The 14,571-nt window shown below is 24.8% G+C and carries 17 protein-coding genes and 3 pseudogenes; 10 read left to right on the top strand and 10 right to left on the bottom strand.

The features are described from left to right. Window positions 1–807, bottom strand: a complete 807-nt coding sequence (locus I5Q57_RS05615) for a phosphotransferase (RefSeq protein ID WP_215825611.1) — start codon at window positions 805–807, stop codon at window positions 1–3. A gap of 76 nt (window positions 808–883) precedes the next feature. Here I5Q57_RS05615 and I5Q57_RS09425 point away from each other — a divergent pair, with 76 nt between their 5' ends. The 4 genes from I5Q57_RS09425 to I5Q57_RS05600 are packed head-to-tail and all read left to right on the top strand — an operon-like array spanning window position 884 to window position 2,327. Next, window positions 884–1,189: a cob(I)yrinic acid a,c-diamide adenosyltransferase gene (locus I5Q57_RS09425; protein ID WP_246534674.1), complete on the top strand. Its 306-nt coding sequence runs from the start codon at window positions 884–886 to the stop codon at window positions 1,187–1,189. Continuing rightward, window positions 1,107–1,421 (top strand): cob(I)yrinic acid a,c-diamide adenosyltransferase, encoded by a 315-nt coding sequence (locus tag I5Q57_RS09420; protein WP_246534673.1) that lies wholly within the window; start codon window positions 1,107–1,109, stop codon window positions 1,419–1,421. Before I5Q57_RS09425 ends, I5Q57_RS09420 begins: the two co-directional genes overlap by 83 nt. Beyond that, window positions 1,421–2,041 carry an RdgB/HAM1 family non-canonical purine NTP pyrophosphatase gene (gene rdgB / locus I5Q57_RS05605; RefSeq protein ID WP_215825610.1) on the top strand — a complete coding sequence of 207 codons (621 nt, stop codon included), beginning with the start codon at window positions 1,421–1,423 and terminating at the stop codon, window positions 2,039–2,041. Before I5Q57_RS09420 ends, rdgB begins: the two co-directional genes overlap by 1 nt. Next, window positions 2,031–2,327 (top strand): TrmH family RNA methyltransferase, encoded by a 297-nt coding sequence (locus tag I5Q57_RS05600; RefSeq protein WP_215825609.1) that lies wholly within the window; start codon window positions 2,031–2,033, stop codon window positions 2,325–2,327. The genes rdgB and I5Q57_RS05600 overlap by 11 nt, the downstream gene beginning before the upstream one ends. On the opposite strand, the pseudogene I5Q57_RS10105 reads toward I5Q57_RS05600, so the two are convergent. Both I5Q57_RS10105 and I5Q57_RS10100 read right to left on the bottom strand, forming a co-directional pair. Next, window positions 2,320–2,512 (bottom strand): annotated as a pseudogene (locus I5Q57_RS10105) (IS3 family transposase); the annotation flags it as partial. The gene I5Q57_RS05600 and the pseudogene I5Q57_RS10105 sit on opposite strands and share 8 nt — an antisense overlap. A gap of 113 nt (window positions 2,513–2,625) precedes the next feature. Continuing rightward, window positions 2,626–2,901, bottom strand: a complete 276-nt coding sequence (locus I5Q57_RS10100; RefSeq protein WP_440137646.1) for a helix-turn-helix domain-containing protein — start codon at window positions 2,899–2,901, stop codon at window positions 2,626–2,628. A gap of 208 nt (window positions 2,902–3,109) precedes the next feature. On the opposite strand from I5Q57_RS10100, the gene I5Q57_RS09700 reads away from it, so the two are divergent. Next, window positions 3,110–3,244, top strand: a complete 135-nt coding sequence (locus I5Q57_RS09700) for a hypothetical protein (protein ID WP_256444877.1) — start codon at window positions 3,110–3,112, stop codon at window positions 3,242–3,244. A 31-nt stretch (window positions 3,245–3,275) separates the two neighbouring features. On the opposite strand, the gene I5Q57_RS05590 is transcribed toward I5Q57_RS09700, so the two are convergent. After that, window positions 3,276–3,920 (bottom strand): hypothetical protein, encoded by a 645-nt coding sequence (locus I5Q57_RS05590; protein WP_215825608.1) that lies wholly within the window; start codon window positions 3,918–3,920, stop codon window positions 3,276–3,278. 450 nt (window positions 3,921–4,370) lie between these two features. Between I5Q57_RS05590 and I5Q57_RS05585 the strand changes: the two genes are divergently transcribed. The 4 genes and pseudogenes from I5Q57_RS05585 (at window position 4,371) to I5Q57_RS05570 (ending at window position 8,140) form a co-directional block, all read left to right on the top strand. Further along, window positions 4,371–4,631: a hypothetical protein gene (locus tag I5Q57_RS05585; protein WP_215825607.1), complete on the top strand. Its 261-nt coding sequence runs from the start codon at window positions 4,371–4,373 to the stop codon at window positions 4,629–4,631. Between the two features lie 487 nt (window positions 4,632–5,118). Continuing rightward, the gene (locus tag I5Q57_RS05580) at window positions 5,119–5,940 is read left to right on the top strand and encodes a lipoprotein (RefSeq protein WP_215825606.1); all 822 of its coding nucleotides are present in this window, start codon (window positions 5,119–5,121) and stop codon (window positions 5,938–5,940) included. 389 nt (window positions 5,941–6,329) lie between these two features. Next, window positions 6,330–6,755: a hypothetical protein gene (locus tag I5Q57_RS05575; RefSeq protein ID WP_215825605.1), complete on the top strand. Its 426-nt coding sequence runs from the start codon at window positions 6,330–6,332 to the stop codon at window positions 6,753–6,755. Window positions 6,756–7,035: 280 nt separating this feature from the next. After that, window positions 7,036–8,140, top strand: a pseudogene (locus tag I5Q57_RS05570) (IS3 family transposase). 165 nt (window positions 8,141–8,305) lie between these two features. Here the strand turns inward: I5Q57_RS05570 and I5Q57_RS05565 are convergent. The 3 genes and pseudogenes from I5Q57_RS05565 to I5Q57_RS05555 form a co-directional block, all read right to left on the bottom strand. Then, complete coding sequence (locus tag I5Q57_RS05565) at window positions 8,306–8,548, bottom strand: hypothetical protein (RefSeq protein WP_215825604.1); 243 nt, start codon at window positions 8,546–8,548, stop codon at window positions 8,306–8,308. Between the two features lie 165 nt (window positions 8,549–8,713). Then, window positions 8,714–8,944 (bottom strand): hypothetical protein, encoded by a 231-nt coding sequence (locus I5Q57_RS05560; RefSeq protein ID WP_215825603.1) that lies wholly within the window; start codon window positions 8,942–8,944, stop codon window positions 8,714–8,716. 235 nt (window positions 8,945–9,179) lie between these two features. Next, window positions 9,180–10,290, bottom strand: a pseudogene (locus tag I5Q57_RS05555) (IS3 family transposase). A gap of 703 nt (window positions 10,291–10,993) precedes the next feature. On the opposite strand from I5Q57_RS05555, the gene I5Q57_RS05550 reads away from it, so the two are divergent. Next, entirely contained in the window at window positions 10,994–11,467 is a 474-nt protein-coding gene (locus I5Q57_RS05550) for a hypothetical protein (protein WP_215825602.1), read from the top strand. Window positions 11,468–11,530: 63 nt separating this feature from the next. Here I5Q57_RS05550 and ffh read toward each other — a convergent pair whose 3' ends face one another. The 3 genes from ffh to I5Q57_RS05535 form a co-directional block, all read right to left on the bottom strand. Further along, on the bottom strand, window positions 11,531–12,871 hold the full coding sequence (gene ffh, locus I5Q57_RS05545; protein ID WP_215825601.1) for a signal recognition particle protein: 1,341 nt from the start codon (window positions 12,869–12,871) through the stop codon (window positions 11,531–11,533). A gap of 566 nt (window positions 12,872–13,437) precedes the next feature. After that, a complete protein-coding gene (locus tag I5Q57_RS05540; RefSeq protein ID WP_215825600.1) occupies window positions 13,438–13,983 on the bottom strand; it encodes a hypothetical protein in 546 nt (181 codons plus the stop codon). Continuing rightward, window positions 13,946–14,167, bottom strand: coding sequence for a hypothetical protein (locus I5Q57_RS05535; RefSeq protein WP_215825599.1), 222 nt, complete (start codon window positions 14,165–14,167; stop codon window positions 13,946–13,948). Before I5Q57_RS05535 ends, I5Q57_RS05540 begins: the two co-directional genes overlap by 38 nt. Window positions 14,168–14,571: the final 404 nt, after the last annotated feature.

The raw sequence follows: 14,571 nt of genomic DNA, 5'->3' as shown, positions 1-14,571 counted from the left end.
CTAAATAAATAATAAGTCATTTGTTCAACCTTTTTGTAACTCTTCGTATTTATCATTTAATATTTCTTGATAGATTGATGATGAAGTTTGTTCTCATAGGTAATTGGCTCAATAGCATCAGATTAGGTTTTGATATTGAATTCATCATCAAATCGTTTTAACATCAGTTATTGTTAAACTAAATTCGTGTAAAAAATGATTAATTAAATTGTTATTACGATAAATAGTTTCGCTAATAAAAGAAGCAATATCAAATAAGGGGTCATTTTTCATTGCATATTCATAGTCAATAATATAAATTTGTTGCTTAGTAATTAAAATATTGCCAGGAACTAAGTCATTATGGCAAAGTTTTAATTCTTGGGGTTCATAGTTAGTAAAAAAATTAATTATTTTTTGTTCATCACTAGTTAAATTTTGTTGGGAAGTATTTACAATTCCTTTAAATAGTTCTAATTGTGATTTTCAGTTTCAAGTTTTAATAGTTGTAGGAATTTCTATTTGATGTAAATCTTTAATAAGATGAGCAATTTTCTTAACTAATGAAGGAGTTATTTTAATTTGCGTTAAATTTAAAGCATCTTTAATATGTTTAGTAACATAAAAGAAATATTTATTATTTTGAAAATAATCAATAACCGGAACATTAATATTTTTAACTAATGGTAAAACTAGTTGTTCAGTTTTACGGTCTAAGAAAATATCACAAAATAGTTGTGATTTGCGAATAATATAATCTAAATAAGAATAATTAATATTTGTTAAACCATGTTTTGTTAATTTTGCTTTAGTTCAATTTATTTTCATATCATACCTCCCAAGTAATTAATTTTATTATATAATGACAATGAATAAATATATTATATTATCTGGAGGTTAAGTAATGAATCAAGAACAAGGATATCTTCATATTTACTGTGGTGAAGGTAAAGGTAAAACTAGTATTTTAAATGGAATGACAATTAGAGCATTAGAAAATGATTGAAATGTAGTATATTTTCTTTTTTTAAAAAATCGTCCCACAGGTGAATTAATATTTTTTGAAAAGCATACTAATTTAACAATTCTTGATTTTTATCATTCATCAAAAAAAATTTTTTTGAGAAATGAATGATGAAGAAAAACAAGAATTAAAAGTTGAAACGAGAAAAGGTCTTGAAGTTTTAGTAGCAACTTTAAAAAATTCTAATATTGATTTAATTGTCGTTGATGAGATTTTAGGCTGTTTACAAAATCAATTAATTTATGAAGATGAATTAGTGTTAGTATTAGAAAATAAAGCTAAGAATATTGAAGTTGCCCTTTTAGGAACATATTGTCCAGAAAAATTACAATCAATTGCTGATTTAATTAATGAGGTAACACCAAAAAGACATTATTCAGAAAAGAGTATTTGGGCTCGGAAGGGTATTGAGTATTAATGATAAAACAATTATTTTTAGCAACTACTAATGCTAATAAGTTAGAAGAATTTCAAAACATATTAGGGCAAAAATACGATGTAAAGACACTTTTAGACATTAAGCAGTTTCTGGGTACTGTGAAATTTGAAGACATTGAAGAAACAGGAGCAACATTTATTGAAAATGCTTTAATTAAGGCAAGAACTTTAAGCGAATTATTACAAAAACCAGTCTTAGGTGATGATTCTGGATTAGAAATATTAGCATTAGATAATTTTCCGGGAATTTATTCGGCGCGTTGGATGGATACTACTGATGGTTTTGTGCAAGCGTCTAATGTTATTTTAGAAAAGATGATGAATATTAAATTCCGATATTGTCGCTATGTTTGTGCTCTTGCTTTTGTTGATGTTACTAAAAATATTGAAAAAGTGTTTGTCGGTTCGTTAAATGGTTTAATTCATAGTGAACGCCAAGGTAATTATGGTTTTGGTTATGATGCAATATTTTATTTACCAGAATATAAAAAAACGCTAGGTGAAATAACAGCACAAGAAAAAAATCAAATATCACATCGTGCCATAGCAATCCAAAAGATGTTTAATTGAATAAATAAGGAAGATAATAATGAATACTAAAATTAACATTGTTTTATATGAACCAGAAATTGTTGGTAATGTCGGTTCGATTATGCAAACTTGTGTTGCTATTAATGCTAAACTGCATTTAATTGAACCATTAGGGTTATTTTTAGATGATCGTTTTATTATCCGGTCATCTGCTAACTATTTTGAATTTTTACAATATGAAAGTTATGCAGATTGAAATAGTTTTCTTAGTAAAAATCCTCATGCTAACTTATTTTTTTCCACAATATATGGTCAAAATTGTATGGCAACCCTTTTTTGGACACTTTTTATGTAGACTGTCATTTTCTAAATTCAACAGGCGTTAAATAATTTAAACTGTCATGTATTCTACGATTATTGTATCAATTAACAAAATCAAATAATTCGCATTTTAATTGTGTTAAATTTTCAAATTTTTTACCCTTGATAAAATTCCGTTTTAAAAGTTTTGTAAGTTGTTTCAGCCACAGCATTGTCATACGTATCATACTTAACACAATTATTAGTTTGATAATAATATGTTGATTTTGCTATTTTTAATATTTGACACATTTTTAGCGCGGGATATTTTTCTTTATTATTGTTAATAATTCCTATTTTTTGCCAATTATCAGTGCTGCTTGCTTTAAAATGTCATTTTCCATTCGTAATTGTTGGTTTTCTTTTCGCAAGTAAATTAATTTATTTTCTTCGACAGTACAATTATCTTGCACTTTAAATGACCCAAAATTATTAAAATTTTCAATTCACTGATATACGGCTGATTTTGAAATTCCATATTCTTTAATAATTTCAACAATGCTTTTTCCGTTTTGATAAAGCATGACAATTTGTTTTTTAAATTCATTTGAATATGAGTTTTTCGCCATTTTTATCTTCATACTTTCTTAATAATTTTATTTTATTTAAAAGTCCACATAAATATGGTCCAACTTATTGTAATCTATCCAAAAACCACCTAGTGCCATTGATTTTACAAAAAGTGAAACACTAATATATTTAGTATTTGGTAAAGAATCATTGGGTATTCCAAAAACGATATTACAAGAGTATTTGAATCAATGTTTTCGTTTACTAATGAGTATTAATACTCGCAGTATTAATGTTGCTAATGTTGTTTGTACTGTAAGTTATGAGGTTTTACGGCAATTAGATTATTTAGATTTATCTTTAAATGAAATTCAGAAAGGTAAAGATTATTTACAAAATTAAAAAGCTGGTAATTGAATTACCAGCTTTTTGTTTAATTTAATGTATAAAAATATTTAAAATCATTAATTATAAAGTCACGAACTAGTCGTGTTAAAGTACTACGATTATATGCTGGTTTTTGCTTAAAGTCGCTGTTGCTAGTTAACATATCATCAATACCATCAACAGCGTCACCTCATTTATTAATAAATCAGCGATATTCACCATTTTTAACAAAAAATATTATGGGAATACCATTTCCAGGGAGATAATCTGGTTCAAAGCCGTTCTTAATATTTTCGTTGGTTGCTCATAAGTTTTTTTGTGATTTTTTTAATCATTCAAAAGTATTCTTAACTCACTTAGTTTCAAAAAAAGTTTTATTTCAAGTATTATCATTAGCACCTTTAAAGTCATAATCACTAACAAAATCATATCGATTAATTTTTAAATTTTCATCTTTTAAATCCAAAATATCTTTGTCTCAATCTTTTTCTTGCATTCAAAGATCTCATTGTTTTGATAATGTTTGACATCCTGGACAATTTTCTGATCCAATATAACCAATAAATGTTTCTTTATTTTTAATTTTTAATATTATTTCATCATAATTGCTATTACACGCAGCAACAGATATTATAGGTAATATTGTTAAAATAAAACTGCTTTTAATATTCAATATTTTTTTAAATTGCATTTAATTCACCTCTATAAAAATAAAATCAAAACCATTATAACATAAAGTTATTATTTTCTTGTTATATATATGATAACTAGGTCGCGTTTAGTTTTGTTAGGTATTGCTTTGAAGAAGTAAAACAATCAGCTAATTATATTATTTAATTACTAAACTAATCATACCTTTCTTGTTATTGTCATTTTTATTCGTTACCATTTTATCATATTATTGAATTTTTACACAATAAAAATTATTAACATGGTCGCGTTTAGTTTTCTTAGGTATTTTTAAAAAAAGAAAAAATAATCATTTACTATAAATTATTTATAAATTATTTCAATATGCAAATTAAGTATATATATCCTATGTATGATTTTTGTTGTAAAAAATTATTTTAATGTTGTTTTTATAACCTTTTATTAAAATTATGTTTGTTAATATTAAATATTTTGTTTTATTATTTCTGATATGAAAAAATTATATTTTTTAGTAGTAAAACAAACAAATTCTACTTTATGTGTAACTAAAACAACAATTAATCCTGAAGCTAGTTATCGTAACTTAAATAAAATCAGTAAATTACAATCTAGTCTTAAAGAAGCCTTAATTCATTATCATGGTTTAGGTTTTACTAATATTCAAAATTATTTAAATCTCTGAAAATGAAAATACCAACATAAGGGCTTAACTCCAAACCAACAAACAGCGGTATTATATTTTAATGTATAAAAAATTAAAGTAAAAATAGTAATTTTACATAAAAGCCTTTTAAAATTATCAAGTTGATGATTTTTTTTATTTTATCAAGAGTTTTCGACAAAATTAAAAAGTTTTTTTATAAATATGATTAAGCTCGATCAAGGAAAGGGATTATATTTCTTTATTAGGTTGTATATTTATCCTGAAGGTTTTGAACCGTTATAATAAATAAAAAGATTTTCTTGAAAGGTAACAGTTAGTTTAATTGTTACCTTTAAATTTAATATGAAAAATTGATAATCTTATAATATTTACATATTTTGGACACCGGTCAAGAAAAATTATTTTTAGCAAAAGTTTGAGAAATGTTTTATAATTAAATTCCAAACCAAGAATATTATGGATTAAAATTTGGAGAAAGGAATTTTTATTGTTTAATTTGCTTTGTATTAATTTAAATATCTTTGCACATATAAATGTCAATATATTAATAACAAGTAAAAAGGAGTATACAAGATTGAAAAAAATATTAAATTTATTAGGTGCAGTAAGTTTGGTTGCCATTGGATTAATTTCAGTTGTTAGTTGTGGTAGTAGCAGAGCTAAAATTAACCCAATTGCTAAACCAAAATCAGCAGAAGAAACAATTTATGGTGACCTGACATTAGGTGATTCTAATCCTAATAACTTCAAATTTGATCTAAGTAAAATTAGTCAAAAAAAAATATTATTAGATGAAACATCTAATGATGAATTTTTAACAAAACAGTCAATTCTTGAAACAGACATTAGTGAAAAAGTAAAAAGGGCAGTTTTAGAACTTTTAAAAGAAAATGATAATTCTTTAACTGAAAATGATTTTATCGTTGATTTTAGTCAAAATTTTCCAGTTGACATAAGAAATGAAACAAATATTAATATTAAAGCAAAAGTTAGTGAGAAAAATAATAATAACAACAATGCCGAAATAATAATAAATATTAAAAGAGGGTTTTATACAAATGTTAAAATTATATCAATTGAATCTCCTCAAAAAATAATTGCTAACGATCCAACAAAAGTTACTAAAGAAGAATTAAAAACAGCATTATTGCCAGAAATTTTAAAAGCATTAGAAAAATTAAATTCTGGATTTCCTAATGCTGTAAATAAAAAATATATATTAATCAAAGAATTTGAAATAGAAAATCTAAATTTTCCCCTTGATTTATCTTCTGAAAAAATATTAACAAAGTTTAATATTAGTTTTAAATTTATAAGTAGTATGCTACCAGTTTTAGTGTTTGCTCCAAATATAAATTTAAATAATTTTAAATTACCGATGGCATTAAAAAATTAGTTAAATATAAATAAGGATTGTAAATTTTGATTTATTCTTAGAAAGAAGGGTTATAATATAAAAGACCTTTCTTTTTATTACTTTGATTAGTAGCAAATTTTTTAGTTGGATTTTTTATATCTTAGAGAGGAATTTATTTAAATAAAAGTTGTTAGTTAAGAGTATAAAAAATTAAAAATCTTAAAATGATAAATTAATAATGATTAAATTTAATTATGTAATAATGTCTAGAAAAAAAAGAATTTTTCACTTTATTTTATATTAAAATAAAAATGTTTTTAAAATATTAAATTATTTGGTAAGGAAAGAAGGAATGTTAGGGTGAAAAAAATATTAATTATTGGTTCAGGAATTGTTAATTTTTAACTTATAAAGAAGTTATTTAAGCTATGAAAAAAATATTATCAATTTTAGGAATGACTAATTTTATAGTAATATGAACAATTTTAATTATTTCTTGTGGTGATAAATTAACAAAATCAATAGAACAACCAAAACCAACTAATGAGTCACTAACTAATACTAAAATTAAGATAAATAGCATATTTGTAAAAAATCCATCTAATGTTACTCAAGAAGAATTAAATAAAATATTACTACCAGAAATTACAAAAAAAATTAAAGAAATTGATAGTGCAATAAATGAAAATCATATAAGTTTTATTTTTAAAGATGTCTTTTGAAATGAAAATCATATAAGTCTAAAAGAAAAAAAGGATATTAAAATTGATCTTTTGGTTTTAACAAAAGATAAAATGAATATAAATTTATACAAAAATATAACTATTAGTCTTCTAATTGCAGAAAAAATATAAAGAAAATAAATTAAAGGGAAATTAATTTATACATTTTTGAACGCAACCATCGTGATTTCCTAAGTTTTTAATATGCAAGCATCAGCGACATATTTTATAATTTGTCGTTTCTTTCAAAATTAAAAACCGTTTTTATCACAAGAATTGCAGATTCTGGATAGGTTACAATAAGTTGGACCATATTTATGTGGACTTTCAAATAAAATAAAATTATTAAGAAAGTAGGAAGATAAAAACGGCGAAAAACTCATATTCAAATGAATTTAAAAAACAAATTGTCATGCTTTATCAAAACGGAAAAAGCATTGTTGAAATTATTAAAGAATACGAAATTTCAAAATCAGCCGTATATCAGTGAATTGAAAATTTTAATAATTTTGGGTCATTTAAAGTGCAAGATAATCGCACTGTCGAAGAAAATGAATTAATTTACTTGCGAAAAGAAAACCAACAATTACGAATGGAAAATGACATTTTAAAGCAAGCAGCACTGATAATTGGCAAAAAATAGGAATTATTAACAATAATAAAGAAAAACATCCCGTGCTAAAAATGTGTCAAATATTAAAAATAGCAAAATCAACATATTATTATCAAACTAATAATTGTTTTAAGTATGATGTTAATAATTATGAAGAAGAAGTTATCAGTGCATTTAATAAAAGTCGTAAAATTTATGGTGCTCGTAAAATTAAAGCTGTTTTAATGAGAAAAGATATTATCTTATCACGTCGAAAAATCAGATTCCTTATGATCAAAAATAATTTGGTTTCTAAATACACCAAATTAAAATATCGTAATCATAAAACAATGGTTAATAATGACCAAATTAGTAATGTTTTAAATCGTCAATTTAATAACAAAAAACCTAATGAAGTTGTTATTAGTGATTTAACATATGTGCGAGTTGGAGGAAAATGACATTATATTTGTTTATTAATTGACTTGTTTAATCGAGAAATAATTGGCTATAGTGTCAGACCAAAAAAACCGCTGAACTAGTTCAACAAGCTTTTCATAAAATAACACGACCATTAAATAAAATAACTTTATTTCATACTGATTGTGGTAATGAGTTCAAAAATAAAATCATTGATGAAATTTTAATAACCTTTAATATTAAAAGATCATTGAGTGCGAAGGGTTGTCCTTATGACAATGCTGTGGTGGCCGAAACAACTTACAAAACTTTTAAAACGGAATTTATCAAGGGTAAAAAATTTGAAAATTTAACACAATTAAAATGCGAATTATTTGATTTTGTTAATTGATACAATAATCTTAGAATACATGGCAGTTTAAATTATTTAACGCCTGTTGAATTTAAGAAAACGACAGTCTACATAAAAAGTGTCCAAAAAAGGGTTGCCATACCAACCTGCTAAAAATAAGTAGCCCCCAATGTTTTTAAAATAACCGTTATAAACGTATCAAATTGCTCCTCAATGTCATAAAATTAAAAATGAGGTGCGATTCAATTCAATAAAATGATTATTTTTTTCTATTATTCATTTGCAAAATTTCATCTTGCACCTCACTTTATTTTTTTGTTAGCACACTGATCCAAGTAATTTTTCAAACATTTTAAAGCGAATAAAGAATATTACCAAAATAAATGGAAAAATAAAGATTCGGTAGCCAGCAAAGAAGTTACCGACTTGTGGCATATTAACAGCAATAATTTCTCACATTTTAGTAAACGCTGTTATAATCGCATTTCATAATTTAGTCATTGCGTCACTAGCTGTTATCTTTGTTACTGCTGGTGCTTCTGTTAAGAAAGTTTCAAACATACAATCACCCCCTTTCTTTTTAAAACATTCATCATTTACATTCAAAGTTTTTCTTAAATTTGTTAAAACCGCGATTAACCTTAACGCGATTGTATTTTTTCCTAATTAATTTTGAATTTCTTTGTGAATGCATCACGATGTAACTTCTTGACATTAATTTTGCCTCTATCTAAATACTGATATGGTTTTCCAAAGTAGCATTAGAATAAATCACACCATAATCGCTGTTAAGAATCAAAAGGCAATGTTCGTTATTAAAAGTCAAAGTGTTTCTTGGGTTAAATCAATTTCTTTGCCGCCACTAATATGGTCCGGAATAGTTGTAATTTGAATAAATAAATCTCAGAAAGTTTGTTTAATTTGTTCTCAATTAAATTCCTTTAAATTTATTGTCATTTTTTATCTCCCAAAAATCATTTTTATTGGTAAATACATAATTGAAATTAGTGTGAAAAGAAACGTGATGATAATAATTAATCCGGCAATAAACGCAACTTGTGCAGGCATTTTTTCTATCGGAACAAACAGTTCTAAGAATCCCGTGATAATTTTTCAAAACATTATTTTTTATCTGCGTTATTGTTTTTTGAATTAGGAGCTTTTGATATGGCAACCCTTTTTTGGACACTTTTTATGTAGACTGTCATTTTCTAAATTCAACAGGCGTTAAATAATTTAAACTGCCATGTATTCTAAGATTATTGTATCAATTAACAAAATCAAATAATTCGCATTTTAATTGTGTTAAATTTTCAAATTTTTTACCCTTGATAAATTCCGTTTTAAAAGTTTTGTAAGTTGTTTCGGCCACCACAGCATTGTCATAAGGACAACCCTTCGCACTCAATGATCTTTTAATATTAAAGGTTATTAAAATTTCATCAATGATTTTATTTTTGAACTCATTACCACGATCAGTATGAAATAAAGTTATTTTATTTAATGGTCGTGTTATTTTATGAAAAGCTTGTTGAAATAGTTCAGCGGTTTTGTTTGGTTCGGCACTATAGCCAATTATTTCTCGATTAAACAAGTCAATTAATAAACAAATATAATGTCATTTTCCTTCAACTTCCACATATGTTAAATCACTAACAACAACTTCATTAGGTTTTTTGTTATTAAATTGACGATTTAAAACATTACTAATTTGGTCATTATTAACCATTGTTTTATGATTACGATATTTTAATTTGGTGTATTTAGAAACCAAATTATTTTTGATCATAAGGAATCTGATTTTTCGACGTGATAAGATAATATCTTTTCTCATTAAAACAGCTTTAATTTTACGAGCACCATAAATTTTACGACTTTTATTAAATGCACTGATAACTTCTTATTCATAATTATTAATATCATACTTAACACAATTATTAGTTTGATAATAATATGTTGATTTTGCTATTTTTAATATTTGACACATTTTTAGCACGGAATATTTTTCTTTATTATTGTTAATAATTCCTATTTTTTGCCAATTATCAGTGCTGCTTGCTTTAAAATGTCATTTTACATTCGTAATTGTTGGTTTTTTTTCGCAAGTAAATTAATTCATTTTCTTTGACAGTGCTATTATCTTGCACTTTGAATGACCCAAAATTATTAAAATTTTCAATTCACTGATATATGGCTGATTTTGAAATTCCGTATTCTTTAATAATTTCAACAATGCTTTTTCCATTTTGATAAAGCGTGACAATTTGTTTTTTAAATTCATTTGAATATGAGTTTTTCGCCATTTTTATCTTCCTACTTTCTTAATAATTTTATTTTATTTAAAAGTCCATATAAATATGGTCCAACTTATTGTAACCCATCCAACTCAATATGGAACAATCCTTTATAAAACGAGGTCGCGTTTAGTTTTCTTAGGTATTTTTAAAAAAAGAAAAAATAATCATTTACTATAAATTATTTCAATATGCAAATTAAGTATATATATCCTATGTATGATTTTTGTTGTAAAAAATTATTTTAATGTTGTTTTTATAACCTTTTATTAAAATTATGTTTGTTAATATTAAATATTTTGCTTTATTACTTATTTTTAAAATAAAATGATAATTAAATTGTAATTACTTTTCTTTTAAAATTATTCAAATCTTTACCCACCTAACAAAACTTTATGCGTCCATATTGATACTAAAGGGTGATTAAACAATGAAGAAAGTAATCAATTAACTTTTAAATTTAAGAAAAACTTAAATATTAATTTGGAGCAAGCAGCCAAATATATTAAACCAATTGATAGCGGATAGCGCCCAAGCATCATTTAATGAATGATCACCCGTAACAAAAACTACATAAATAATCCGATTAGATTATCAAAAAGGTAATGCTTTTTGCTCTAATCATTACTTAACTTTTAATAGCACCGTAGATAAATATCCCATATTAAATAAAGAAAAAAGTGATTTTCTATATTATACTAATGGCAATGAAATGCCACCAAGATTTCGCAATAAATCCATAACAAAACAACTATGATGAAACGAAATAAAATTTTTATTTATTACCAAGTTAGTTTTCACGCCTTACCTAGAAAGTAAAAGCGATTGAAGACAACAACAAGCTGATAAATGAATAGCAATGTATAAAGAATACGCTCAATATATTTTTGTTGGTAAACCTGTAATGAATTCACCAATGGATTTAGTTAACCCTTGTGCCTTTAAATTAGATAAAACAAATCAAAATAATGAATTTATCTTAACAATAAATCCTAAAACATATAACGCATGAGGTAATGAAAAAAAATCGACAACATTACCACATTGAGGATTTAGTTTTGGGATTACATCCAAATATAATGGTTCAATGACAGATTTAATTTATCAAGGACGCACTATACTAAATAATCTTAGTGGTGCTAATTTATCTTCGGAAATTTTAAAATACTTACTTTCAAAAAGATAATCGTGACATAAAATAAATAAAAATAAAAGAATTTCTAATTCTTAACTAAGGATTAGAAATTCTTTATCTTTTAAACTTACTAAAATCTGGCATTCTTCCTGATTTAATTTGTTTTGCCATTGCATCAACACTTTTTTTAGCTTTTTCAAATTGATTTATTAAATTATTAAATTCTTTTTCATTTCGTCCCGAACCTTTAATAATCCGATTTTTTCTTTTTAAATGTTTTAAAAGTCGTGGATCTCTTCGTTCTTTTTTAGTCATTGAATCTAATAATGCTCTTGTAACTAATAGTTTACTTTCAGCGCCTTCAATTTTGGCATCACTAAGATTATTAACCCCGGGCATCATTTTAATTATTCCTGAAAGTTTACCCATCTTTGACATTTGTTTCATTTGATTAGCTAAATCATCTAAATCAAATTGTCCCATCATCATTCGATTCATTGTTTTCTGAATTGATCTTTCATCAACAACATCTTGGGCTTTTTCAAATAAACTTTGAACATCGCCCATCCCTAAAATTCGGTCAGCCATTCTTTCGGGATAAAAAATATCTAATGCTTCAACCTTTTCTCCTGTACCAGCAAAAATAATCGGAATTTTAGTTAAATGACTAATAGAAAGTGCCGCTCCACCACGAGCATCACCATCTAATTTAGAAAGAATTGTTCCTGTTAAATTAAGATATTGATGAAATCGTTCAGTAACATTAATTATTTCTTGTCCTGTCATCGCATCAACAACAATAAGAATTTCTTGGGGATTAATATTTTGTTTTAAATTAGATAATTCATCCATTAATACGCTATCAATATGCAATCTTCCTGCTGTATCAACAATAACAACATCAAACTTATTTTCCATTGCATAATTAAGAGCATTGTTAGCAATTTTAACAACATCTTTTTCATCATCCAATGAAAATACAGGAATGTCTAATTGCTTACCTAACGATTTTAACTGCTCAATGGCTGCTGGCCGATACACATCACAAGCAACTAACAAAGAATTCTTATGATACTTTTTTCGTAATAAATTTGCTAACTTAGCTATTGTGGTTGTTTTTCCACTTCCTTGTAGCCCCACTATCATAATAACTGTTGGTCGTTTATTAAGATTCAATAAATGTTCTTTATGTCCCATAATACGAATTAACTCATTATGAACAATTTTAATTAACATTTGTTCAGGCTTTAAACCTTCAAGAATAAACTCTCCATTTGCAAGATCACGAACATTATTAACAAATTCTTTTACCACATTAAAATTAACATCAGCCTCTAATAAAGCAAGTTTAATTTCACTTAAAGTAGCTTCCATATTTTGTTCTGTTAAAGTTGATTTCTTAATATTCTTCTTAATAGCTTTAGTAATACGATTCGCCAGAAAATCAGTAAACATTTTTATACCCCATTTATTTATAAATTTTAACTTCGCTAATAGTTATATCATATGTAATAAAAAATTTATAGATATCATACAAGAGGGCCGCGTTTATTTTTCTTAGGTATTATTTTGAAGAATTAAAACAATCAACTAATTATATTATTTAATTACTAAACTAACCCTGCCTTTCTTGTTATTGTCATTTTCATTCATTACCATTATATCATATTATTAAATTTTTACACAATAAAAATTTTTTAATTTTGTCGAAAAATCTTGATAAAATAAAAAAATCATCAACTTGATAATTTTAAAAGGCTTTTATGTAAAATTACTATTTTTACTTTAATTTTTTATACATTAAAATATAATACCGCTGTTTGTTGGTTTGGAGTTAAACTCTTATGTTGGTATTTTCATTTTCAGAGATTTAAATAATTTTGAATATTAGTAAAACCTAAACCATGATAATGAATTAAGGCTTCTTTAAGACTAGATTGTAATTTACTGATTTTATTTAAGTTACGATAACTAGCTTCAGGATTAATTGTTGTTTTAGTTACACATAAAGTAGAATTTGTTTATTTTGCTACTAAAAAATATAATTTTTTCATATCAGAAGTAATAATTGAATTTTGGTTAATTAATTCTTTGTTCATATTTTCAATAACTCATTGTTTTTGTAAACGTTTGGTGTTTGTGGATTTAACATAAATATTGTTATTATTATCAACTGCCATTTGAATACAGCATTTAGTATTAGTTGCGAATGGGTCAAGGTGAATTCTTCGTGGATCAGTTTTATGTTTGAAATTTCTTTTATGAATTTCTTTAATAAAAGTTTCATCGATGTGTATTTTACCAGATAATTTTTTAAATTTTAATTGGGTACTTTCTAATTGTTTTGATTTCATTAATTTTTGACGATTATATCAAGCAGTTTTTAATGTAATTTTAATAAAACGAGAAATTGTTTTACTAGATTGCCCCAGCAATGAAATTTGAATCAATAAATTTCATTGTTCATAATTTAAATGACTTCAATAAATAAAATGATTACGAAAAGCGTCAAAACTTGCACGGCAATTTTTACATAAATATTTTTTTTCCTTCTGAATTATGTCCATTTTTAACGCAATGGTAAGATTCACATTTAGGGCATTTAATACCTTGTGCTCTAAATTTTTGATCAATTTCATTTAAACGTTTTTGTTTTTTTATTAATTCTGCTTGTTTTTTGACTTTTTCATAAAATTCTAAAAATTGATCATCTGTTAAAGTATTTACTAGTTCTTGAATTATTTTTTCCATAATTATTATCCACCTCTATCATATTAAAAATATACCTAAAATTAAGTATATTCAATAAATATCAAGAGTTTTCGACAAAATTAAAATAAAATTATTAATTTTATTAAATTTTAACTAATATTTATTAATTTTATTTTGGACGCATAAAGTTTTGTTGGGTAGGAAAAGGTATAAATAATTTTGAAAGAAAAACAACTAAAAATTGATTACCTTTTTATTTGAAAAATAAGTAATAAAACAAAATATTTAATATTAATAAACATAATCTTAATAAAAGGTTATAAAACCAACATTAAAATAATTTTTTACAACAAAAATCTACATAATAAATATATACTTAATTTGAATATTGAAATAATTTATAGTAAATGATTATTTTTTCTTTTTTTTTAAAAAGGGATGAT

The sequence above is a fragment of the Spiroplasma endosymbiont of 'Nebria riversi' genome (assembly GCF_018831625.1).
Lineage (GTDB): Bacteria > Bacillota_I > Bacilli_A > Mycoplasmatales > Nriv7 > Nriv7.
Note: the sequence above shows the minus strand (reverse complement) of the source record. Positions and strands in the feature narration are given on the sequence as shown.